This is a genomic window from Microlunatus capsulatus (genome assembly GCF_017876495.1).
Taxonomy (GTDB): domain Bacteria; phylum Actinomycetota; class Actinomycetes; order Propionibacteriales; family Propionibacteriaceae; genus Microlunatus; species Microlunatus capsulatus.
The window spans coordinates 2758088-2780704 of record NZ_JAGIOB010000001.1; the positions used below are offsets into that span (position 1 = coordinate 2758088).

Annotated in this window: 16 protein-coding genes, 1 tRNA gene and 1 riboswitch; of the genes, 15 read left to right on the forward strand and 2 right to left on the reverse strand. The window is 72.2% G+C overall.

Features of this window, described 5'->3' with window-relative positions; all coding sequences use genetic code 11:
• The first annotated feature begins 58 nt into the window (after positions 1 to 58).
• The 8 genes from JOF54_RS12765 to JOF54_RS12800 all read left to right on the forward strand — a co-directional run bounded on the left by JOF54_RS12765 (position 59) and on the right by JOF54_RS12800 (position 12136).
• The gene (locus tag JOF54_RS12765; RefSeq protein WP_210056323.1) at positions 59 to 1546 is read left to right on the forward strand and encodes a DUF7059 domain-containing protein; all 1488 of its coding nucleotides are present in this window, start codon (positions 59 to 61) and stop codon (positions 1544 to 1546) included.
• A gap of 191 nt (positions 1547 to 1737) precedes the next feature.
• Positions 1738 to 4563, forward strand: a complete 2826-nt coding sequence (topA, locus tag JOF54_RS12770; protein ID WP_307804117.1) for a type I DNA topoisomerase — start codon at positions 1738 to 1740, stop codon at positions 4561 to 4563.
• Positions 4564 to 4621: 58 nt separating this feature from the next.
• The gene (locus JOF54_RS12775; protein WP_210056325.1) at positions 4622 to 6121 is read left to right on the forward strand and encodes a CYTH domain-containing protein; all 1500 of its coding nucleotides are present in this window, start codon (positions 4622 to 4624) and stop codon (positions 6119 to 6121) included.
• Positions 6118 to 6783: a dTMP kinase gene (tmk, locus tag JOF54_RS12780; RefSeq protein ID WP_210056327.1), complete on the forward strand. Its 666-nt coding sequence runs from the start codon at positions 6118 to 6120 to the stop codon at positions 6781 to 6783. Before JOF54_RS12775 ends, tmk begins: the two co-directional genes overlap by 4 nt.
• Before the next feature lie 28 nt (positions 6784 to 6811).
• Positions 6812 to 7981, forward strand: coding sequence for a DNA polymerase III subunit delta' (locus JOF54_RS12785; protein WP_307804118.1), 1170 nt, complete (start codon positions 6812 to 6814; stop codon positions 7979 to 7981).
• 567 nt (positions 7982 to 8548) lie between these two features.
• A riboswitch (cyclic di-AMP (ydaO/yuaA leader) is annotated at positions 8549 to 8708 on the forward strand.
• A 13-nt stretch (positions 8709 to 8721) separates the two neighbouring features.
• Complete coding sequence (locus JOF54_RS21530; protein WP_210056329.1) at positions 8722 to 9360, forward strand: LysM peptidoglycan-binding domain-containing protein; 639 nt, start codon at positions 8722 to 8724, stop codon at positions 9358 to 9360.
• Positions 9361 to 9511: 151 nt separating this feature from the next.
• Complete coding sequence (locus tag JOF54_RS12795) at positions 9512 to 10498, forward strand: PSP1 domain-containing protein (protein ID WP_210056331.1); 987 nt, start codon at positions 9512 to 9514, stop codon at positions 10496 to 10498.
• Positions 10499 to 10552: 54 nt separating this feature from the next.
• On the forward strand, positions 10553 to 12136 hold the full coding sequence (locus JOF54_RS12800) for an alpha/beta hydrolase (protein WP_210056340.1): 1584 nt from the start codon (positions 10553 to 10555) through the stop codon (positions 12134 to 12136).
• 4 nt (positions 12137 to 12140) lie between these two features.
• On the opposite strand, the gene JOF54_RS12805 is transcribed toward JOF54_RS12800, so the two are convergent.
• Positions 12141 to 12464: a hypothetical protein gene (locus JOF54_RS12805; protein ID WP_210056342.1), complete on the reverse strand. Its 324-nt coding sequence runs from the start codon at positions 12462 to 12464 to the stop codon at positions 12141 to 12143.
• Positions 12465 to 12669: 205 nt separating this feature from the next.
• On the opposite strand from JOF54_RS12805, the gene JOF54_RS12810 reads away from it, so the two are divergent.
• The 6 genes from JOF54_RS12810 to JOF54_RS12835 all read left to right on the forward strand — a co-directional run bounded on the left by JOF54_RS12810 (position 12670) and on the right by JOF54_RS12835 (position 19271).
• Positions 12670 to 12745 (forward strand) — tRNA-Thr (locus JOF54_RS12810).
• A 722-nt stretch (positions 12746 to 13467) separates the two neighbouring features.
• Positions 13468 to 14334: an ABC transporter substrate-binding protein gene (locus tag JOF54_RS12815; RefSeq protein ID WP_245358080.1), complete on the forward strand. Its 867-nt coding sequence runs from the start codon at positions 13468 to 13470 to the stop codon at positions 14332 to 14334.
• A gap of 116 nt (positions 14335 to 14450) precedes the next feature.
• Positions 14451 to 16025, forward strand: coding sequence for a sugar ABC transporter ATP-binding protein (locus tag JOF54_RS12820; protein ID WP_210056346.1), 1575 nt, complete (start codon positions 14451 to 14453; stop codon positions 16023 to 16025).
• Positions 16022 to 17107 (forward strand): ABC transporter permease, encoded by a 1086-nt coding sequence (locus JOF54_RS12825; protein WP_210056348.1) that lies wholly within the window; start codon positions 16022 to 16024, stop codon positions 17105 to 17107. Before JOF54_RS12820 ends, JOF54_RS12825 begins: the two co-directional genes overlap by 4 nt.
• 80 nt (positions 17108 to 17187) lie before the next feature.
• Positions 17188 to 18138, forward strand: a complete 951-nt coding sequence (yjfF, locus tag JOF54_RS12830) for a galactofuranose ABC transporter, permease protein YjfF (RefSeq protein ID WP_372443520.1) — start codon at positions 17188 to 17190, stop codon at positions 18136 to 18138.
• Positions 18139 to 18203: 65 nt separating this feature from the next.
• Positions 18204 to 19271 carry a LacI family DNA-binding transcriptional regulator gene (locus tag JOF54_RS12835; RefSeq protein WP_210056353.1) on the forward strand — a complete coding sequence of 356 codons (1068 nt, stop codon included), beginning with the start codon at positions 18204 to 18206 and terminating at the stop codon, positions 19269 to 19271.
• A 678-nt stretch (positions 19272 to 19949) separates the two neighbouring features.
• Here the strand turns inward: JOF54_RS12835 and JOF54_RS12840 are convergent.
• Positions 19950 to 20666, reverse strand: a complete 717-nt coding sequence (locus JOF54_RS12840; protein WP_307804121.1) for an HAD family hydrolase — start codon at positions 20664 to 20666, stop codon at positions 19950 to 19952.
• Positions 20667 to 21070: 404 nt separating this feature from the next.
• Between JOF54_RS12840 and JOF54_RS12845 the strand changes: the two genes are divergently transcribed.
• Complete coding sequence (locus JOF54_RS12845) at positions 21071 to 22552, forward strand: serine hydrolase domain-containing protein (RefSeq protein WP_210056355.1); 1482 nt, start codon at positions 21071 to 21073, stop codon at positions 22550 to 22552.
• The last annotated feature ends 65 nt before the right edge of the window (positions 22553 to 22617 follow it).

Here is a 22617-nt window from a genome sequence, read left to right on the forward strand (position 1 = left end):
GGCCGACCGGCCGCTCCGCTCCGGACGACCGGTGGAGGCGGGGTGGGACGATGACGGGATGCCCGACCTGAGCCCCGACCACGTCAGCGCCCTGCGGGAGGCGTTCCGCCGCCACCGCTACGAGGTGGACGCCGTCGTCGAGCGGATGGGCGCGCCCGCCCACGCGGCGCTGGGCCGCAACTCCACGCTCGCCGGCGCCCGGGCCCTCGGCGAGGACGCCGACCCGCTGGCCGTGCTCAGCCGGCTCTGGCTGCTGCAGCGCGCCGTCCCCGCCGCCGCGCTGGAGGAGGCGCTGCCCGGGCTCGTCGGACCGCTCGTCACCGCCGGGTTGCTGGAGCGCGACGGCGACGCGGTGCGCGCCGCCGTCGACGTCCGGCCCTATGCGAGCGACGACGGGGCGAGCGGCTGGGTGGTCTCCGACCTCTCGCCCAACCTCGACACCGAGGTCCGCCCGATCCGCCCCGACTTCGTGCTCGGGGTCTCCTCGGCCTCGACGACGCTGGCCCAGCTGACCGTCCGCCGGCCGGTCGAGCGGGCCCTCGACCTCGGCACCGGCTGTGGCGTGCAGAGCCTGCACCTGGCCCGGCACGCGGGCTCGGTGACCGCGACCGACCTCAACCCCCGGGCGCTGGAGCTGGCCGCGCTGACCGCGGCGCTCAACGAGGTCGACGTCGACCTGCGGCTGGGCAGCCTCTACGACCCCGTCGAGGGCGAGACGTTCGACCTCATCACCACGAACCCGCCCTACGTCATGTCCCCGCCGCGCAGCGACGCCGAGCGGCTCGCCTACCGCGAGGGCAGCTGGACCTCCGACGGCCTCGTCGAGCAGGTGGTCCGCGACGGCGTCCGGCACCTGGCCGAGGACGGCACCCTGCAGGTGCTGGCCAACTGGGCGCACGTCGCGGGCCAGGACTGGACCGAGCGGGTGGGCGGCTGGACCGCGGGCTCGGGCTGCGACGTGCACGTCGTCCAGCGCGAGGTCCTCGACGTCCACGAGTACGTCGAGCTCTGGCTGGCCGACGCGGGGCTGGCCGGCTCGCCGGACTACCGGGCGCGCTACGCCGAGTGGCTGGACTACTTCGAGGCCCTGCGCATCGAGGCGGTCGGGATGGGCTGGCTGCTGCTGCACCGGGCCGGCCGGGCGGTGCCGCACGTGCGGCTGGAGGACTGGCCCTACGCCGTCGAGCAGCCGCTGGCCCCGGCGCTGGAGCGCGAGCTGGTCGCCGTCGGGCTCGAGCGGTCGCTGACCGACGAGGCCCTGCTGGCCCGCCGCTGGGTGCTGGCGGGCGACGTCGTCGAGGAGACGACGGGCGTGCCCGGCGAGGCCGACCCCCAGCACCTGGTCCTGCGCCAGCAGCGCGGGTTCCGCCGGGCGACCGAGCCGGGCACCGCGCTGGCCGGGATCCTGGGCGCCTGTGACGGCGAGCTCGCGCTGGGTACCGTCGTCGCCACGGTGGCCGGGCTGCTCGACGTCGACGCGGACGACCTGACCGCCGAGGTGGTGCCGGCGGTGCGCCAGCTGGTGGTCGACGGCTTCCTGTCCTGACGCCACGAGCACCCCGGCGCGGGGGTGGCGGCCGCGACGCGGGCCGCGGCGGGCTGCGGGGCGGGGGTGGACTTCGGTCGTAGAGTGAGCGCGCCGTCGCCGGTCGAGCACCGCGGGGGCACCGATGACGTGGCAGACGTCCGGCGAAGCGGGGCCCAGCGCCCGGCCGGAGCCGGGAGAAGAGGGACAGCGTGGCAGGCAAAGCAGGTGGCAAGCGGCTCGTGATCGTGGAGTCGCCCACCAAGGTGAAGACGATCGCGGGGTACCTCGGCGACGGCTACGTCGTCGAGTCCAGCCGTGGGCACGTCCGCGACCTGCCGACCGGCGCCGCCGAGGTGCCGGCCAAGTACAAGGGTGAGAAGTGGGCCCGCACCGGCATCGACGTCGAGCACGGCTTCGAGCCGATCTACGTCGTCAGCCCCGACAAGCGCGCCACGATGCGCACCCTCAAGGACGCGCTCGCCGGCTCCGACGAGCTCCTGCTGGCCACCGACGACGACCGCGAGGGCGAGGCCATCGCCTGGCACCTCCTCCAGGAGCTCAAGCCGAAGGTCCCCGTCCGCCGGATGGTCTTCCGCGAGATCACCGCGAAGGCGATCGCCGACGCCGTGGCCAACCCGCGCGACCTCGACACCGACCTCGTCGACGCCCAGGAGACCCGCCGCATCCTCGACCGGCTCTACGGCTACGAGGTCTCCCCGGTGCTGTGGAAGAAGGTCATGCCGCGGCTCTCGGCCGGCCGGGTGCAGTCCGTCGCCACCCGCCTGGTGGTCGAGCGCGAGCGGGAGCGGATCGCCTTCCGCGCCGCCTCCTACTGGGACCTCGACGCCGTGCTGGACGCCGGCGCCCCGGCCGACCCGCCCCTGTTCCCGGCCCGGCTGACCCACGTCGGGGAGCGCCGGGTGGCCCAGGGCCGCGACTTCGACAGCCACGGCGCCCTGGTCGCCAGGGGCAGCGAGCAGCTCGCCCACCTCGACGAGGCCACCGCCCAGCAGCTGGCCACCGGCCTGCGCAGCGCGACCTACGCCGTGCAGAGCGTGGAGTCGAGGCCCTACACCCGCAAGCCCTACGCGCCGTTCCGCACCACGACGATGCAGCAGGAGGCCGGCCGCAAGCTCGGCTTCACCGCCCAGCGCGCGATGTCGGTGGCCCAGGACCTCTACGAGGCCGGCTTCATCACCTACATGCGCACCGACTCCTCGGTGCTGTCCGACACCGCGCTGACGGCGGCGCGCAACCAGGTGACCCAGCTGTTCGGCGCCGACTACCTGCCGGCGAAGCCGCGCACCTACGCCAGCAAGCAGAAGAACGCGCAGGAGGCCCACGAGGCGATCCGGCCCGCCGGCGACACCTTCCTCACCCCGGCGCAGACCAACCTGCGGGGTGACCAGTTCCGGCTCTACGAGCTGATCTGGATGCGCACCGTGGCGTCGCAGATGAAGGACGCGGAGGGCCAGTCGATCACCGTCCGGATCGACGCCACCCGCCCGTCGACGGGCTCAGGGGGCGAGGCCCCGGAGGTTTGCCGCTTCACCGCCTCGGGCCGCACCATCACCTTCCACGGCTTCCTCAAGGCCTACGTCGAGTCGACCGACGACGACTCCACCTCTGACGACGCGCAGACCCGGCTGCCGCAGCTGACGCAGGGCCAGAGCCTGCGGCCCGAGAGCGTCACCGCCTCGGGCCACGAGACGCGCCCGCCGGCCCGCTACACCGAGCCGTCGCTGGTGGCCAAGCTCGAGGAGCTGGAGATCGGCCGGCCGTCGACCTACGCGTCGATCATCCGGACGATCACCTCGCGCGACTACGTGTTCAAGAAGGGCTCGGCCCTGGTGCCGACCTGGCTCGCCTTCGCGGTCACCCGGCTGCTGGAGGAGCACTTCCCGAACCTCGTCGACTACGCCTTCACCGCCGAGATGGAGCAGACGCTCGACCAGATCGCCGGCGGCAACGCGCAGCGGTTGTCGGTGCTCAACGACTTCTACTTCGGCGCGGCCGCCGACGGCACCGACGCCGGCGACGCCGCGGCCCACGAGGGCCTGCAGCGGCTGGTGTCGGAGCTGGGCGACATCGACGCCCGCAAGCTGTCCACCTTCCCCGTCGGGGACCTGGAGACCGACACCGATCCGTCGACAGGCTCAGGAGGACCGATCGTCGTCCGGGTCGGCCGCTACGGCACCTACGTGGAGGACGCCGAGGGCCGCCGCGCCAACGTCGACGAGGAGCTGCCGCCGGACGAGCTCACCGTCGAGCTGGCCCGCGAGCTGCTGAGCAAGCCGATGGGCGAGGAGCGCGAGCTGGGCGTCGACCCGGAGACCGGGCACCCCGTCGTCGCGCGCAACGGCCGGTTCGGCCCCTACGTCACCGAGGTGCTCCCCGAGGACGCGCCGAAGAACGCCAAGGCCCGCACCGGCTCGCTGTTCCAGTCGATGAGCGTGGAGACCGTCACCCTGGAGCAGGCCCTCGAGCTGATGAGCCTGCCCCGGGTCGTGGGCACCGACGCCGAGGGCGTCGAGATCACCGCCCAGAACGGCCGCTACGGGCCCTACCTCAAGAAGGGCACCGACTCGCGCTCGCTGACGAGCGAGGACCAGATCTTCGCGATCACCCTCGACGAGGCGCTGGCCATCTACGCCCAGCCGAAGCAGCGCGGCCGGGCCGCGGCCAAGCCGCCGCTCAAGGAGCTGGGCCCCGACCCGGTCTCGGGCGCGCCGATGGTGATCAAGGACGGCCGCTTCGGCGCCTACGTCACCGACGGCGAGTTCAACGCCACGCTGCGCCGCGACGACGACATCGCCACCATCACGCCCGAGCGCGCGGCCGAGCTGCTCGCCGAGAAGCGTGCCAAGGGCCCCGCGCCGAAGAAGCGCACCGCCGCCAAGAAGGCGCCGGCGAAGAAGGCCCCCGCCAAGAAGGCGGCGGCCGGCACGGGGACGGCGAAGAAAGCGGCGGCGAAGAAGGCTCCCGCGAAGAAGGCCCCGGCGAAGAAGACGGTCGCGGCCGAGGCCGGCCGCTGAGGCTGCGGCCGCCGCGCCGTCGCCTGTGGAAGGCTGGGCCCGTGCGCAGGACGGACAGGTGAGCCGCCGCGGTCGCCGGTCCGACCGCGCCGGCCGGAAGGGCGCGGGTGCGGCGGTCGAGCCCCCGGCCCCGGTGGCCGAGGCCGGTCCCGCCCCGGCGGGCCGTTCGCGCCCGCCCGGCCAGCGGCTGTTCGACATGCCCTACAGCGCGGTCGCCCCGCGGCTGGTCCACCCCGACCTCGGGCTGCACAACCTCGTCTCGCGCGCCGGCCACAACGCGGCGTACACGATCGACGTCACCCTGCTGGACGCGCCGGACCACCGGCTGATCCGCTCCGGTGTGCTGCTGGCGCACCGGGTGCTCGACGGCCGGGGCGAGTGGTACCTGACCGCGCCCGACTGGGAGCCGCTGCTGCCCCGGGACCGGATCGAGCTGATGGGCCACAGCGACCTGCCCGACGAGCTGGCCGACCTCATCCGGCCGCTGCGCCGCCGGGCGGCGCTGGGCCCGGTCGCCGCCCTCACCTGCGACCGGCGCGAGTTCGCCCTGCGCGACGCCGAGGGCGAGACCCTGGCGCTGCTCCGCGACGACAAGGTGACCGTCCGCCGCGGCGGGCTGACCACCGCGCGCTACCGCGAGGTCGTCGTGACCCCGGTCGGCCGGGGCCTGGACGAGGACCAGACGGCGTGGCTGGAGCGGGCGCTGACCGGCGTCGGCTCGACGGTCGTCACCCGGTTCCCCCGGCTGGTCGCGCGGCTCGGCGCCCCCGCCACCGGGCCCAGCGACGTGCCGGAGGTGGACCCGCCGGCGCCCGACGCCTCCTTCAAGCGGTTCCTCGGCCAGCTGCTGGGCCGGCGCCTGCGCGCGCTCGTCGAGGCCGACCTCGCCGTCCGCGGCGGCGACCCCGACGCCCCCGCCCGGGTGCGCGCCGCGGCGGCCGTGCTGGCCGCCGAGCTCGACGGCCTCCGGGTCGGCGTCGACGCCGACTGGCTGCCCGACCTGGCCGACGAGCTGGGCTGGCTCGTCGGGCCCGACGACGACCCGGCGGAGCGGGTGGTCGCGCGGCTGCGCAGCCAGCGCCACCTCGCCCTGCTCGACGGCCTCGTCGGCACCGCCCGCGCGCCGCGGCTCGGCGAGCGCGGGGCCGCCCCGGCCGCCGCCGAGCTGGACCGGCTGCTGACCACCGCCGTCGACGACCTCGCCGCCGCGGTCGGCGCGGCCGGGGTCGACGGCCCGGCGAGCGCCTGGGCCGACGTCGCGGTGCGGCTGCGCCGGCTGGAGGCGCTGGCCGCGCTCGCGGCCCCCGTGCTGCCGGCCCGCTCCGCCGAGGTCCTCCGCCGGCTGCGCAAGCCCCGGCGCCGGCTGGACGCCGTGTGCGCCGGACCCGTCGACGAGCAGGCCGCGCTGACCGCGGCCGCCGCCCTGGACCCGGCGGCCGCCTTCGCCGCCGGCCGGGCCTGGGAGCGCCAGGTCGGGGAGTCCCGGCGCGCCCGCGAGGCCTTCCGCACCGCCGCCGCCCGGTCGACCGGCCGGCTGCGCGAGCGGACGGGCCGGTGAGCGCGCGTGGCGTCTTCGTCGTCTTCGAGGGCGGGGACGGGGTGGGCAAGTCGACCCAGGTCGAGCAGCTCTGCACGGCCCTGGCGCCGACCGGCCGGGAGGTCGTCCGCACCTTCGAGCCGGGGGACTCGGTGCTGGGCGCGAAGATCCGCCGGCTGGTGCTGGACCCTGAGACCGGCGACCTCGCCCCCCGCGCGGAGGCGCTGCTCTACGCCGCCGACAAGGCGCAGCACCTGCACGCGGTCGTCCGGCCGGCGCTGGCCCGCGGGGCCGTGGTGGTCTGCGACCGCTACGTCGACTCGATGCTGGCCTACCAGGGGGCGGGCCGGGTGCTGGCCGAGGCCGAGGTGGAGCAGGTGGCGCGCTGGGCCACCGAGGACCTGCGGCCCGACCTCACGGTGCTGCTGGACGTCGACCCCCGCCGGGCCGTGCACACCAAGGTGGCCAAGGACCGCCTCGAGGCGGCGGGGGAGACCTTCCACGCGCGGGCCCGCGCCTCCTTCCTGGCCCTGGCCGCGCGGGAGCCGGCCCGCTACCTCGTGCTGGACGCCCGGCGCACCGTCGAGGACCTGGCCGCCGTGGTCTCGGCGCGGGTCCGGGCGCTGCTGGAGGACGGGACGGGCCCGGGGCTGTCGGAGGTCTCGGGCAGACTGGCGCCATGAGCTCCTCCCGCGCCCGCGGCGCCCGCCGGTGAGCGCGCCGGCGACGTCGGTCGCCCCCCTGGGCGGGGTGTGGGCCGACCTGGTGGGCCAGGAGGGCGCGGCCGAGACCCTCCGGCGCGCCGTGGCCGGCGAGCGGCACGCGATGAGCCACGCCTGGCTGTTCACCGGGCCGCCCGGCTCCGGCCGGTCCAACGCCGCCCGCGCCTTCGCCGCGGCCCTGCAGTGCCCGCGCGGCGGCTGCGGGGAGTGCACCCAGTGCCGCACCGCGCTCAGCGGCGCGCACCCCGACGTCACCCTGGTCCGGACCGAGATGCTCTCCATCGGCGTCGACGAGGTCCGCGACCTGGTCCGCCGGGCGGCCATGAGCCCCACGCTCGGCCGGCGCCAGGTGATCGTCGTCGAGGACGCCGACCGGGTGACCGAGCGCGGCGCCGACGCGCTGCTCAAGAGCATCGAGGAGCCGGCGCCGCTGACGGTCTGGGTGCTCTGCGCGCCCACCGCCGACGACGTCGTGGTGACCATCCGCTCGCGCTGCCGCAGCCTCAAGCTGCAGACCCCGTCGACCGACGCGGTGGCGCGGCTGCTGGAGACCCGCGACGGCGTCGAGCCCGAGCTGGCCGCCTTCGTCGCCCGCGTCGCCCAGGGGCACGTCGGCCGGGCCCGCGCCCTGGCCCGGCACGAGCCCGCGCGTGAGCGTCGGCGGCAGATCCTGCAGATCCCCAGCCAGCTCGGCGACCTCGGGGCGTGCCTGCGGGCCGCCGCGACGCTGGTGGAGGCGTGCGCCGCCGAGGCGAGCGCGGCGACGGCCGAGCTGGACGCCAAGGAGCGGGCCGCCCTGGAGGAGGCGCTGGGCTTCGGCACCCGCGGCGCGCGGCCCCGGCAGGCGGCGTCGGCCCTCAAGGAGCTGGAGGACCAGCAGAAGGCCCGGGCCAAGCGCTACCAGCGCGACGCCCTCGACCGCGCGCTCACCGAGCTCACCGGCTACTACCGCGACGTGCTCAGCGTGCAGACCCGCTCGGGGGCGCCGCTGGTCAACAGCGACCTGGAGCCGGCCGTCAACGTCCTCGCCCGGCGCTCCACGCCGGAGTCGACGCTGCGCCGGATCGACGCCCTGCTGGCCTGCCGGACGGCGTTGGAGGGCAACGTCGCTCCGCTGCTCGCGGTGGAGTCGACGTTGGTCGCGCTGGTCCAGGGCTGAGGCCGCGGACCCCGCGAGGTCGAGTTTTCGGCCGAACTGGAGTAACGTCAGCCGTGGTTGCCGGAGGGGACGAACCCCCGAGCGTCCTCTCCGACAACTGAAACCGTTGAACCGTCAAGAGCCCCGTGCCACCGGCACGGGGCTCTCGTCGTCCCCGGGCCGGTCCGGGGCGGGCGAGGGCCGGCGCGCCGCATCGTGCGGTCGGACCGCTCCGGCACGCGCGGATCTGCCGCCGCAGGCGCCGACCGGCCGCCGCGGGACGCGAACGGCTGCGCCGACCGGCAGCCCATCCGCTCGGTGGCGGCCCTCGCGCACGGCTCGGCCCCGCCGTCCAGCCCTCCGTCGACGACGGATTCCGTCGTTGCGGGTAAGCGGTTTCCGACCGCGCCCGGAGACGTCGCCGTCAAGTTGCGCTCAGCGGATTCTTACCCGTACGGTGTCCCTGGTTCGTGACCTGCCCGTGATCTGACGGTGTCGGAAGCGTGACCAAGAGCAAGGCCGACCGGCGCTCGGGGCGCGGGTCGGAACGCGGGTCCGTTGCGCCGAACTTCGCTGGGCGGACCCCTCGCCGGGACAGTCCCGGGCGCAGCGGAGGTGGAGGAACCACTCGGGATCCCGTCCGCGGGAGCCCTGGGGTGAAGCGCTCGAACCGTCGGTTCGGCGAGCGCCGGGCACCTGACTCGCCCGAACCCGTCAGCTAACTTCACAGGCGTCAGTCAGGAAAGGTACTGACGACGTTGTTGACGTCCACCCTCATGAAGCGCCTCGTCGGCGTGCTGGCCTCGCTGGCCCTCGCCCTCGGCCTCGTCTCCCTCGCCACCCCGCCCGCCTCGGCCGCCAGCACCGTCTGGGACAAGGTCGCCCGCTGCGAGAGCGGCGGCAACTGGAAGATCAACACGGGCAACGGCTACTACGGCGGCCTGCAGTTCTCCAGCCGCACCTGGTCCGGCTTCGGCGGCGGCAAGTACGCCTCGAAGGCCCACAAGGCGAGCAAGGGCGAGCAGATCGCCGTCGCCCGTCGGGTGCTCGCCTCCCAGGGCGCGGGCGCCTGGCCCACCTGCGGCCGTAAGGCCGGCCTCTCCAAGAGCAACGGCCACGCGAGCAAGAGCGCGACGCCGTCCAGCAACCCGGGCGCGAAGAAGTCCAGCTCGGCCAAGAAGTCCTCGTCGGCGAAGAAGTCCTCCTCGGCGAAGAAGTCCACCGCCAAGAAGTCGAGCTCCAAGGCGAGGACGACCAAGGTCAAGAGCGGTGACACGCTCGCCAAGATCGCCCACCGGCACGCGGTGAAGGGCGGCTGGAAGGGCCTCTGGAAGCTCAACAAGAAGACGCTGAAGAACCCGAACCGGATCAAGGTCGGTCAGGTTCTCCGGCTCCGCTGACCAACATGGCGCGGGTGGGACCCTGCCCCCCAGAACGCCCACCCGAGGAAGCCCGGCAGACCCGCATCTGCCGGGCTTCCGCTCTTCCCTGACCAGGTCGGCCCCCGCTGACCGGATGGTCCCGACGAGCGCCGCGTCCTAGGCTGGGCCCATGGCTCGGGTGATGGCGGTCTCGTTCGAGCGCTACGGGCGGCTCTACTACCTGGACCCCGGTGAGCGGGAGTACCGCGTCGGGGACCGGGTGCTGGTGCCGACCGACTCCGGGCCCGAGGTGGCCGAGTGCGTGTGGGCGCCCGAGTGGGTCGAGGACGGCGGCTTCGCCGACCTCCCCGTGTGCGCCGGCCCGGCGCAGGACGCGCACCTGGTGCGCGACGAGGAGAACCGCCGCCGCCGGGCCCAGGCCAAGCTGGTGGCCAAGAAGCTGGTCCGCACCCACGGGCTGCCGATGAAGGTGGTCGGCGTCGACGTCGTCGGCACCGGGGACCACGACCAGCTGACGGTCCTCTACTTCACCGCCCCGCACCGGGTGGACTTCCGCGCGCTGGTGGGCGAGCTCGCCCGGGCGCTCCGCAGCCGGATCGACCTGCGGCAGGTGGGCAGCCGGGACGCCGCCAGCATCACCGGCGGGCTGGGCAGCTGCGGGCGCGACCTGTGCTGCGCCACCTTCCTCAAGGACTTCGAGCCCGTGAGCCTGCGGATGGCCAAGGCGCAGGACCTGCCGCCGAACCCGCTCAAGATCTCCGGGGCCTGCGGCCGGCTGATGTGCTGCCTCAAGTACGAGCACCCCCTCTACGTGGAGTTCGCCGCGACCGCGCCCGCCGTCGGCAGCGCGGTGACCACCGAGCAGGGCGACGGGGTCGTCGTCGGCCACTCGGTGCCGGCCGACGCGGTCCTCGTGCGGATGAAGGACAGCGGGCAGGTCTCCAGCTGCGCGAAGGCCGGCGTCTGCGGCTCCCGCCAGGTGTTCGCCACCCGCACCGAGGAGCTGCCGCCCGCCACGTCGGCGGCGCTCGCGGAGCCGTCCGCCGAGAGTCCCGCACCGGAGCCGGCCGACGCCGACGATCCCGGCGCGGGCACGTCGGCGCGGACGGGCAAGCCGCGCACCCGTCGCCGTCGGCGGACCGCCCCGCCCTCCTGAGGCCGCCCGGCCGTCCGCCCCGCACCGGTTGCGGCCCGCCCGTACCCTCGCTCCATGCCCGCCCGCCGACGTCGCTCGCTGGCGTCCGGGCTGGCCGTCCTCCTGCTGCTGGCCGGCTGCGCGCTGCCCGGGGGTGACCGCGCGCCCGCGCCGTCGCCCGAGCCCGCCACCGTGACGCCGACCGTCCCGGCGCTGCCCGCGCAGGGGCGCCCGCTGACCCCGGTCCCCGACGTGGCGCCCACCGGGTTCGCCGACCCGCCGCCGGGGCAGGGGACGGAGCGCTACCGCGCGCAGACCCTGACCTGGCGCCCGTGCGGGCGCGGCCTCCAGTGCACGACCGTGCTGGCCCCCTTGGACGCCGACGACCCGGACGGCCGGGCCCTGACCCTGGCGCTGGCCAAGCGGCCGGCGACGGCGGAGCCCCGACGCGGCACGCTGTTCGTCAACCCCGGGGGACCGGGCGGCTCGGGCCGGAACTACGTCGGCTACTTCGACGCCGAGGGCCTGGAGTCCTACGACGTCGTCGGCTGGGACCCGCGCGGGGTGGGGGCCTCGACGCCCGTGCGCTGCTACGGCGCGGGTGACCTCGAGCGCTACCTCGCCGTCGACCTCTCGCCCGACGACGAGGCCGAGGAACAGGCGCTGGTGGCCGAGAACTACGCCTTCGGCCAGGCCTGCCTGCAGCACTCGGGGGCGCTGCTGGAGCACATCTCGACCCAGGACACCGTCCGCGACCTCGAGCTGCTCCGCCAGCTGGTCGGCGACCCGCAGCTGCACTACTTCGGCGCCTCCTACGGCACCCGGATCGGCGCGCTCTACGCGGAGCTGTACCCGGCGACGGTGGGCCGGCTCGTCCTCGACGGCGCCGTGGACATCAGCGACGACGAGGCCGACGTCAGCCAGCTGGAGGGCTTCGAGCGCGCGCTGCGGCACTTCGCCCGGTGGGCGGCGACGTCGGAGGCCGGGCAGCCGCTGGGCACCAGCCAGGCGGCCGTGCTCAGCCGCGTCCGCCGGCTGCTCACCGGTCTCGACGCGCAGCCCCTGACGACGCCGGCCGGCCGCGTGCTGAGCCAGCAGCAGGGCGTCCAGGGCCTGCTGACCCCGCTCTACGGGCGCGAGCAGTGGCCCGACCTGCTCCGGGCCCTGACCTCGGCGGCGGGCGGGGACGGCCGCGGGCTGCTCGCCCTGGCCGACCAGGGCAACCAGCGGCGCACCGACGGCACCTACGGCCAGATCAACGACGCCTTCCCGGCCGTGCGCTGCCTCGACAGCCGCGAGACCAGCGTCGTCCGCGCCGAGGAGGAGGCGGCGGAGGCGGCCGTCCGGGTGCCCGTCCTGGGCCCGATCTCCGGCCCCGACCTGGTGTGCCCGTTGTGGCCGGTGGCGCCTGCGCCGGAGCCGCCGCGGATCACCGGCGAGGGGGCGGCCCCCGTCGTCGTCCTCGGCACCACCGGCGACCCCGCGACGCCGTACGAGAACGCCGTGACGATGGCGGGGCAGCTGCGCTCCGGGGTGCTGGTGACGCTGGAGGGGGAGGGGCACACGGCTTACGACCAGAGCGCCTGCGTCCGCGGCCTGGTGCTGCCCTACCTGCTCGGCGGGCCCCCGCCGGCCGACGGGACCCGCTGCGCCGCCTGAGCGCTCAGGTCGGCTCGCCGTCGGTGGTGGTGCCGGGACCGGCCGGGTCGGCCGGCCCGGGCGGCGGACCCGCGGGGTCGGTGCCGCGCCGGTCGACGCCCGCGGACCCCGGGCCCGGGTCGGTCCAGGTGGCGGCGGGCCGGTCGGTGAAGGCGTAGGTCGCCCCGGCGCCGGCCACCAGCCCGACGGTCACCAGCACGGTGCCCGCCAGCCAGCGTCGGGCTCGGCCGGGCGGGGTCGTCGTGGGTTCGGCAGCGGCCGCGGCGGCCGGTGCCGGGCCCTGCTCGAGGGCTCGGGTGGGGACGGGGAGGGGGTGCAGGTCGCTCATCGTCTCGCCTCTCGCCTGACGGCGCTCGTGGTCGGGTGCGACCACCGTCGCGGGCCCGGCTGTGCGGGAGCCGGGAGCGGCCTGGGCGCCGGCTGGGGCTCCGCTGTGCGTCCCTGTGCACCCGTCCGCGGCGCCGCTTCGACGTCGGGGCGCCGGGTCGATATAGTGGGCGACCGTGCGCGAGCGGCATGCCGCCCGCGCGCAGGCCGCCTTAGCTCAGATGGCAGAGCAACGCACTCGTAATGCGTAGGTCGAGAGTTCGATTCTCTCAGGCGGCCCCACCCGAACCACCTGGTCATGGCGACTTGCGTCTGGCGCCACGAGCACCGTCTCCGCTTGGAGGCCCGACGTGCCCCCGGGGTGCCCCGAGCCGCTGCGCGGTGTCCCACAGGTTGCGGTCGATCACGTGCCCGTAGAGGTCCACGGTCACAGCCGCCGGTGCGCAGCACGTCAGTGACCGACCCTCGTGCGGAGCACGGTAGCGCCATCGACTCTTACCGCCTGCTGCGGCTGACTTCAGCTGCGCGAGGCGGGTGAACCTCGGATGACCTGCCTCGTGTTGCTCCCTACCCCCGGACCCGCCGAGACAGGGGCGCATCCCCTCGGGGGTGTGTCTCAGGCCAGCCCTCCCCCTGACGTCAGCGACGCTCCTTGACGACGTCTTCGCATTGAGAGCCCTCACATCCGCACTAGCCGTGGAGAGACCAACGGGCAGTTTGAGATGTTGCTGTAAGGCGCTCTGGAGGCACGAAGCCCCTGCAACATCACCGAAACCCTTGCGGGGTAGCAATTGTTAACCCTAACATTGCGCTCACCGCCGCTGGCGGGGACCACGGGCAGGGACGCCCGCGTCGATGAACAAGGAGGTTGAGTCGACATGCGCAAGATCATCGGAGCCGTAGCAGCTCTCACCCTGACGGTCGCACTGGCGGGGTGTGGAGACAGCGGGAGCGGAACCACGGCAGAGCCTGGCGGACAAGCCGGCTCGAACGAGAAGATCACCATGGGCTTCGCCCAGGTGGGTGCCGAGAGCGGCTGGCGGACCGCGAACACCAAGTCCATCCAGGACTCGGCGAAGGAGGCTGGCGTCACGTTGAAGTTCTCCGACGCCCAGCAGAAGCAGGAGAACCAGATCAAGGCGATCCGCTCCTACATCCAGCAGAAGGTCGACGTGATCGCCTTCTCCCCGGTGGTGGAGTCCGGTTGGGACACCGTGCTCAACGAGGCGAAGCAGGCGAACATCCCTGTCGTGCTCACCGACCGGGCGGTGGACTCCTCCGACGAGTCGCTGTACGTGACCTTCCTGGGCAGCGACTTCGTGGAGGAGGGCAAGAAGGCCGGCGAGTGGGTGGCGAAGGAGTACACCGACTCCAGCGACCCAGTCAAGATCGCCCAGATCGAAGGGACCACGGGGTCGGCCCCGGCGATCGACCGGGCGGAGGGCTTCAAGACGGCCCTTGCCGGGGACAGCAAGTTCGAGGTGGTGGCTTCGCAGACCGGCGACTTCACCCGCGCGGGGGGCAAGCAGGTCATGGAGGCCATGCTGAAGTCGAACCCGGACATCAACCTGGTCTACGCCCACAACGACGACATGGGTCTCGGCGCCATCGAGGCGATGGAGGCCGCTGGGAAGGTGCCGGGCCAGGACATCAAGATCGTCACCGTCGACGCGGTGAAGGACGGCATGACCGCCCTGAGCGAGGGCAAGATCAACTACATCGTCGAGTGCTCACCGATTCTGGGCCCGCAGCTGATGGACGTCGCGCAGAAGGTCAAGGCTGGGGAGAGCGTGCCCAAGCGGATCCTCACCGAGGAGACGACCTTCACCCCTGAGCAGGCGAAGGAAGCACTGCCCAACCGGCAGTACTAAGCCTCCTCGGGGAGGTAAGTCTCGGCCGCTGCCGCCTCTTCGTCGGCAGCGGCCGAGGCCTCCTTCTGCACCCCCGCCCCCGCCCCCGCCCCTACACCGAACAGTCGAGGAACACCATGACGGGCACCGCCGCCCCACCCCCCGCTGCCGACACGGTTGCCGAAGCGCGGCCGGTGGTCGAGATGCAGGACATCAGCATCAGCTTTGGCCCGGTCCGAGCTCTCGAGGGCGTCAGCTTTCGCCTGCTGCCCGGCGAAGTCCACTCCCTGATGGGGGAGAACGGGGCCGGCAAGTCGACCTTGATCAAGGCTCTCACCGGGGTCTACACACCCGACGCCGGGACAACGCGGTTGGACGGGGAGCCGGTGACCTTTTCAGCGCCAGGGCAGGCGCAGGCCGCGGGTATCAGCACCGTGTACCAAGAGGTCAACCTCCTGCCGAACCTCACCGTGGCCGAGAACATCCTGCTGGGGCACGAGCCTCGGCGGTTCGGTGGCATCCACTGGTCGGCGATGCGTCTGCGTGCGGCCGAGCTGCTCGACGGGCTGAGCCTCAAGGTCGACCCGGGCTCGCTGCTCGGTGACCACTCGCTGGCGATCCAGCAGCTCGTGGCCATCGCCCGCGCAGTCAACGTCGAGGCCCGAGTACTCGTGCTGGACGAGCCGACCTCAAGTCTGGACGCCGATGAGGTGGCCGAGCTTTTCCGGGTCATCCGGAGCCTCAAGAGCAGCGGGGTGGCGATCCTGTTCGTCAGCCATTTCCTCGACCAGGTCTATGAGATCAGCGACCGGCTGACTGTTCTACGCAATGGCCGCCTCGTGGGGGAGTACCGCACCGAGGACCTGCTGCGTATCGAGTTGGTGCAGAAGATGATCGGCAAGGACCTCGCGGTCCTGGACGACCTCGAGCGGAAGACCCACACCACTACCCAGAAGGAGACCGAGACTCCGGTGGTCGCGGCGACAGGACTGGGGCGCAAGGGCTCAGTCCAACCGCTCGACCTGTCCATCGGCGCGGGTGAGGTGGTCGGCATAGCCGGGCTGCTCGGCTCCGGTCGCACCGAGGCGGCACGGCTCCTGTCCGGCGTCGACCGGGCCGACAGCGGCACGATCACCGTCGAAGGCCGGCAGGTGAAGTTCCGCAGCCCGCGCGCCGCACTGCGACACCGGGTGGCCTACGCCTCGGAGAACCGGCGGGCCGAGGGCATCATCGGCGACTTGTCGGTCCGGGACAACATCACGCTGGCCCTGCAGTCCGACCGCGGCTGGCTCCGCCGCATCCCCCGTCGCCGTCAAGACGAGCTCGCCGCCAGTTACATCGCGGCTCTGCACATCCGCCCGGCTGACCCCGACGCCCTGGTCCGCAACCTCTCCGGCGGCAACCAGCAGAAGGTGCTGCTGGCTCGCTGGCTGGCCACCGCACCTCGCCTGATGATCCTCGACGAGCCCACCCGGGGTATCGACATCGGCGCTAAGGCCGAGATCCAACGGCTGGTCGCGGAGCTCGCCGAGAACGGCATGTCGGTGCTGTTCATCTCCGCCGAGCTGGAGGAAGTGCTCCGGCTCAGCCATCGGGTGGTGGTGATGCGCGACCGTCACAAGGTGGCCGACCTCGAGAACGAGGACCTCACTGTGAAGACCATCCTCTCCGTCATCGCCGACGGAGCCTCCTCTGAAGGGACTTACGCATGAGCCGCCTCCTGCGGTCCCGGCTCATCTGGCCGGTCGCCGTCCTGCTCGTCCTGCTGGTGATCAACGTGTCGGTGGTCCCGGGCTTCCTCACCGTCACCGTCCGCGACGGTCACCTCTTCGGCAGCCTGGTGGACATCGCCCGCAACGGCGCCCCGACCCTCATCATCGCCGTGGCCATGACCCTGGTGATCGCCACCCGCGGCATCGACCTCTCCGTCGGCGCCGTCGGCGCCATCGCCGGCGCCCTGACCTGCTCCATCATCATCGACGCTCCCGACCCGGGCTCCCCCGCAACGGTCGCCGCAGCGATCGGCATCTCCCTGGTGCTCGCGCTGGCGCTGGGCCTGTGGAACGGCGCCCTCGTCGCCGCCCTCGGGCTGCAGCCCATCGTCGCCACCCTCATCCTCATGACCGCCGGCCGCGGGGTGGCCATGCTGATCACCGAGGGCCAGATCGTCACCGTCAACAGCCCGGCCTTCAAGGTCATCGGCTCGGGCTTCCTGCTCGGGGTCCCGGTCCCGGTCCTGATCGCCGTCGCCGTCGTCGTCCTCGCGGCCGTGCTGACCCGGCGCACCGCGCTCGGGCTCCTGATCGAGTCCGTCGGCATCAACCCCGAAGCCAGCCGGCAGGCCGGCATCCGCAGCCGCGGCCTCGTGATCGGGGTCTACGTGGCCTGCGCCCTCGCCGCAGCACTCGCAGGGTTGGTGCTCACGTCCAACCAGACAGCCGCCGACGCCAACAACACCGGGCTGTTCATCGAACTCGACGCCATCCTCGCCGTCGTCATCGGCGGCACATCGCTAGCGGGCGGGCGCTACTCCCTGGCCGGCACCGTGGTGGGCGCTCTGGTCATCCAGACCCTGGTCACCACCGTCTACACCGTCGGCATCCCGCCCATCGTGACCATGATCTTCAAAGCAGCCGTCATCACCGCCGTCTGCCTCCTGCAGTCCCCAGCCACGACCGCGACTCTCGCCCGCTGGCGCCGCTCCCTCCGCGGCAGCCCACCGGCTGGCGCTGCTCCGCCGCCACCGTCTACGCCTCTGGTCCAGGGCAGCGGCGCGAAGGTGGCCCTCCGATGACCGCCCTCCGCGTCGGGTCTGACGTCAACCGGCCCGGAAGGCGGCGAGACCGCCCCAGCCTCGCTCATCTGGTCGACCTGATCACCAGCCCCAAGCACGGTCCCGTGATCGTCACCGCCGTCCTGTTCATCGTCCTGTTCGGGGTGGGCGGGGGTCTGTACGAGGGCTTCTTCTCCGCCCAGGTGCTCGCCAACCTGCTCGTCGACAACGCCTTCCTGCTGGTGCTGGCCGTCGGGATGACCTTCGTGATCCTCTCCGGCGGCATCGACCTCTCGGTAGGGGCGGTCATGGCCCTGTCCACCGTCATCGCCGCCCGGCTGCTGCAAGCCGGGGTGGGGCCGGCGGTCACCATCGTCGCCGTCCTCGCGGTCGCCTCCGTGCTCGGGCTGCTGGTGGGCGGGATGATCCAGCACTTCGGGGTGCAGCCGTTCATCGCCACCCTGGCGGCGATGTTCCTCGCGCGCGGGCTCTGCTACGTCATCGCCCCGCAGTCGATCTCCATCGACGACCCGTTCTTCACCACCGTCGCGTCCCTGCAGATCCCGGTCTGGGCCGACGTCACCGTCTCACCGGGCGCCGTCATCGCGGTGCTCGTCGTCCTCGCGGCGTTCCTGGTGCTCCGCGCCACCCGTTTCGGCCGAACCGTGTACGCCCTCGGCGGTGCGGAATCCTCCAGCCTGTTGATGGGACTGGCGGTGAACCGGACGAAGATCGCCGTCTACGTGATCAGCGGCTTCTGCTCTGGTCTGGCCGGCATCCTCTTCAGCTTCTACACCTTGTCGGGCTACAGCCTCACCGCGATCGGCGCCGAGCTGGACGCCATCGCCGCGGTGGTGATCGGGGGGACCCTCCTCACCGGCGGCTACGGCTTCGTGCTCGGCTCGGCCCTCGGCGTGCTGGTGCTGGGCACGATCCAAACGATCATCACGTTCCAGGGCACGCTCAGCTCCTGGTGGACGCGCATCTTCATCGGGGCGCTCCTACTGGTGTTCATCGTCCTGCAGAAGCTCTTGACGACGAGGCGGACCTGACCGCTGCGGCAGAATGGCGGTCGGTGAGGTGGGCGTTGGACGTGAGGCAGGGACGGAGGAGGTAAGTGGTGAACGAAGACGGTCGTGAGCGAGCGCCGAACATCTTCGACGTCGCACGGCTGGCCGGCGTCTCGCACCAGACTGTTTCGCGGGTGATCAACGACCACCCCAACGTCCGCGACTCGACGCGAGAGCGCGTGCAGAAGGCCGTCCGCCAGCTGCGTTACCGCCCCTCCACGGCAGCCCGCGCGATGGTCAGGCGGCGGTCGCGCAACCTCGGCCTGATCACCACCGGCTCTCCGGACTACGGTCCGGCCAGCACCGTCCTGGGCTTCACCGCCGCAGCGCGGGAAGCCCGCTACACCGTCAGCATCGCGCCGCTACCCGACTCCGACCCGGACTACGTACGGGCCTCCGTCGAGCTCCTGCTCAGCCAGTCGATCGAGGCAGTCGTCGTCCTAGCTACCCGGCGGAGCCTCATCAACACCCTCGCGGCGGTCGAGCTCGACCTCCCCGTAGTCGCCGTGGACCCCAGTGGGGTCCTGGCTACGACCACGGTCGCGATCGACCAGTACGCCGGAGCCCGCCGAGCCACCGGCTACTTGATCAGCCAGGGCCACCGCAGCATCGTCCACCTCGCCGGCCCCGCGGACTCGATCGACGCCGCCGAACGAACACGCGGGTGGCAAGACGCTATGACCGACTACGGGTTGGCCGCGCCAACCCCTGCCGAGGGCGACTGGTCCCCGGCCAGCGGCTACGCCTTCGGTCGTCAGCTGGGCAGCGGCGTGAGCGGTCTGCCCACCGCCGTCTTCTCCAGCAACGACCAGATGGCCCTCGGTCTGCTGCACGCCTTGCGCGACCGCGGCCTCGACGTACCCGCAGACATCAGCGTCATGGGCTTCGACGACATTCCCGAGGCCGAGCACGTCGTACCACCGCTCACGACGATGCGCCAAGACTTCGTCCAGCTCGGCCACGACATCATGGCCACGGTGCTCCACGAGCTCGAGGAGCTCGACTTCGCCCTCCCACGCTCCCTGCCGCAGCTGGTTGTGCGGGAGTCTGTCCGAGCGCTCAGCGGCGCAGTCGCCACCGAACGGCTGCCGGCTGGAGCAGTTGCGCGCATCTGACCCCACTCAGAGCGACCAGACAACCTGCCCGACTTCTTCGATGCACAGGCCCAAGAGGCCACCCCTTCCCGCTGAACTCCGGCCGCAACCTACCCGCGCGCGGATGCACCCAGGGCTGGCGCACAAGACAGAATGCCTGGGCGAGCAGGTCGTGCATGAGGCGTCAGTCGACCCTCGTGCGGAGCACGTCAGTGACCGACCCTCGTGCGGAGCACGTCAGTGACCGACCCTCGTGCGGAGCACGTCAGTGACCGACCCTCGTGCGGAGCACGTCAGTGACCGACCCTCGTGCGGAGCACGTCAGTGACCGACCCTCGTGCGGAGCACGTCAGTGACCGACCCTCGTGCGGAGCACGTCAGTGACCGACCCTCGTGCGGAGCACGTCAGTGACCGACCCTCGTGCGGAGCACGTCAGTGACCGACCCTCGTGCGGAGCACGTCAGTGACCGACCCTCGTGCGGAGCACGTCAGTGACCGACCCTCGTGCGGAGCACGTCAGTGACCGACCCTCGTGCGGAGCACGTCAGTGACCGACCCTCGTGCGGAGCACGTCAGTGACCGACCCTCGTGCGGAGCACGTCAGTGACCGACCCTCGTGCGGAGCACGTCAGTGGCCGACCCCGTGCGGGACGCACGCAGTAGCCGACCGGTGCACGATCAGAGACTGCGGTGAAAATCTACGAGGATTGTGCTGCGGCAGCGGTCGTGAGGCGCGTCATCAGGTCGTGAAGGCTGGTGATGCGTTCCTCAGTGTCGGCAGCGCCGGCGTCGTTGCGGTCGAGGTGAAGGGCGTGGAGTCCGGCGGCGCGCGCGCCGAGAACGTCCAGGTCGGACCGGTCGCCGATGTGCAGCGTCTGCTGCGGTTCGACCCGCAGCTGCTGGCAGGCGCCCTGGTATGAAGCGGGGTCGGGCTTGGCAACGGCGAGCTGTTCGGAGGTGATGACGGCGTCGAGTTGGTCGCGGAGCCCGATCTGGTCGATCTTGGCGTTCTGCTGGGTGGCGGCTCCGTTGGTGAGGACGGCGGTGAGGTAGCCGAGCCTCCTCAGCTCGGTGAGGACGGGGCTGGCGTCGTCGAACGTCTGCCAGGCGTGCTCGTAGTGGGTCAGGTACGTGGCGAAGAGGGCGTCGAGGTCGTCGTCGGGCTGCAGCTGGCGGCCTAGGTGGGGCCAGAAGTCGCGGATGCGCCGGCGCCTCTGCTCGTCGAAGGAGATGTCTCCGAGCCGCCAGCTGTCGTAGTGCACGTGCTCGAGGTCGAACCAGACATCGGTGAGTCGTCCGAGGTCAGCGTCGGGCACGTGGGGCAGCCACTGGGCGAGCGCGGCGCGTACCGAGCCGCTGTGGTCGAACAGGGTGTCATCGAGGTCGAAGAGGACGGCGCGGATCGCGGGGGTCACCTGAGGAGGCTAAGCCTGCGAACGACCCTCGTACGGAGCACGTCGACCCTGGTGCGGAGCACGTCAGTGACCGACCCTCGTGCGGAGCACGTCAGTGACCGACCCCTCAGCGACGACACCGCTTCCCGGTGGTTCATCCCACCGCCCGGGGTAGCGCCACCCCGATCTGGCACTGTCTCCCTTCGACCATGCGGTCGACTGCAGCGTGGTCGTCCCCGTCTGGGGCAAGCCGATGCGCAACAGACGAGCCCGCCGCGGAAGAGCTTCCACCTCGTGTCGACCAGCCGTAACCGGGCAAGTCCCTTCTCGAGGTCTGACTACTGGGGTTTATCCAGGGAGATGACCGGGTGGAACAGATGGTTCACCCAGAGATGGGGCGGTCTTCGTAGGCCTAGCGTGGGCTGATGCTCTCAAGAATCTCGGCGCTGCGTCCTGTCCGACTCGCGGTGGCCCTGACCCTTGCAGCCGGTCTGCTGCTCTTGTTTGCGGTGCCCGCCTCAGCCGATGAGCGGGTGGACATCGCGACGGTCGATCGGTGGATCTGGGACTACCTGAGGGCCGAGGGCCTTCCAGGGGCGGCGGTGGCGGTCGTCCATGATGGTCAGATCGTCGTGGAGACCGGGCAGAGTACGAACGGCGACCCGATCACTGCGACCACGCCCATGTCGATCGGCTCGGTGAGCAAGATGATCACCGCCTTCGCCGTGCTGCAGCTGGTCGATCAGAGGAAGGTTGATCTCGACCGGTCGGTCACCAGCCAGCTCCCCGAGTTCACGCTGGACGATCCACGTGGTGCCGAGATCACCGTCCGCCAGCTCCTCGAGCACACCTCGGGACTACCGAACCCGCTGGTCATCGCGGCAGCGGCCGACCCGGCTCAGCGAGTCAGCCAGGTGCGGACCATCTCGCTGGACAACGACCCCGGTACCACGTACGCCTACAGCAACCTCAACTACCAGACGGCAGCGCGGCTGGTGGAGACCGTGTCCGGACAAGACTTCGCGACGTACCTCGACGAGCACATCTTCACTCCCCTGGGGATGGCCGACACCCGCTCGGTGCTGACCACCCCGAACGAGGTCGGGCTCGACGACGGTCACGTCACGGCGTACGGCGGCGCTTGGCGTCTTCGTGAGATGACGGCGATGTACATCGGGTCTGGCAGCGTGATCAGCACTGCCCACGACATGGCCCTGTGGTTGGCCATGCAACAACGCGGCGGGGTCACTGCTGACGGGACGCGACTGCTGTCGCAGGAACTGATCACCCAGGCACGCTCACCGCGGGACGGATCGACGTACGCGCTCGGCTGGCAGGCCACCACGACGTCGACTCCGCCACGGATCGGTCACGACGGCGCCCTGACCCGCTACAGCGCCCGCGCCGAGCTGGTCCCCAGTAGCGGGTATGGCGTGGTGGTGCTGCTCAACAGCTACACCCCGATCACCAAGCATCCGTTCGAGATCTCCGCTGGTGTCGTTGCCCTCACCGAGGGCCGAGCGCCCAGTTCTGGTGCACCAGTAGCCACGATCGTGGACGCGATCCTGGGCGTTCTCACCCTCGCCGTCGTGGCTCTGGCCGTGGTCGGTCTCCGTCGAGCGCCGCGGTGGGTCGAGCGGCGATCCAACAGGTCGACATGGAGCTTCGGTCTGCGGCTGGTCCCGCAGCTCCTCGCGCCAGCGGTGGCGATCTACGTCTTCGCCGTGCTGCCAGCACTCGACAACAACTCCGCCACGCCTGTGGATGCCCTCGGCCTGTTTCCTGCGCTGATGATCCTGCTGGCCATCAGCGCGGTCGGCGGGATCCTGGTGACGGCGACCCGGCTGGTCCTCCGTCAACAGGGAGCGGCTCTGAACCTGTCGGCGGAGAGACAGTCGTCCTCTTGAGGGCCGCACCAGAAGTGAAGCGCCTCCCGCAACACTTACCCGGTCTACGACGTGCAGCCTCCACT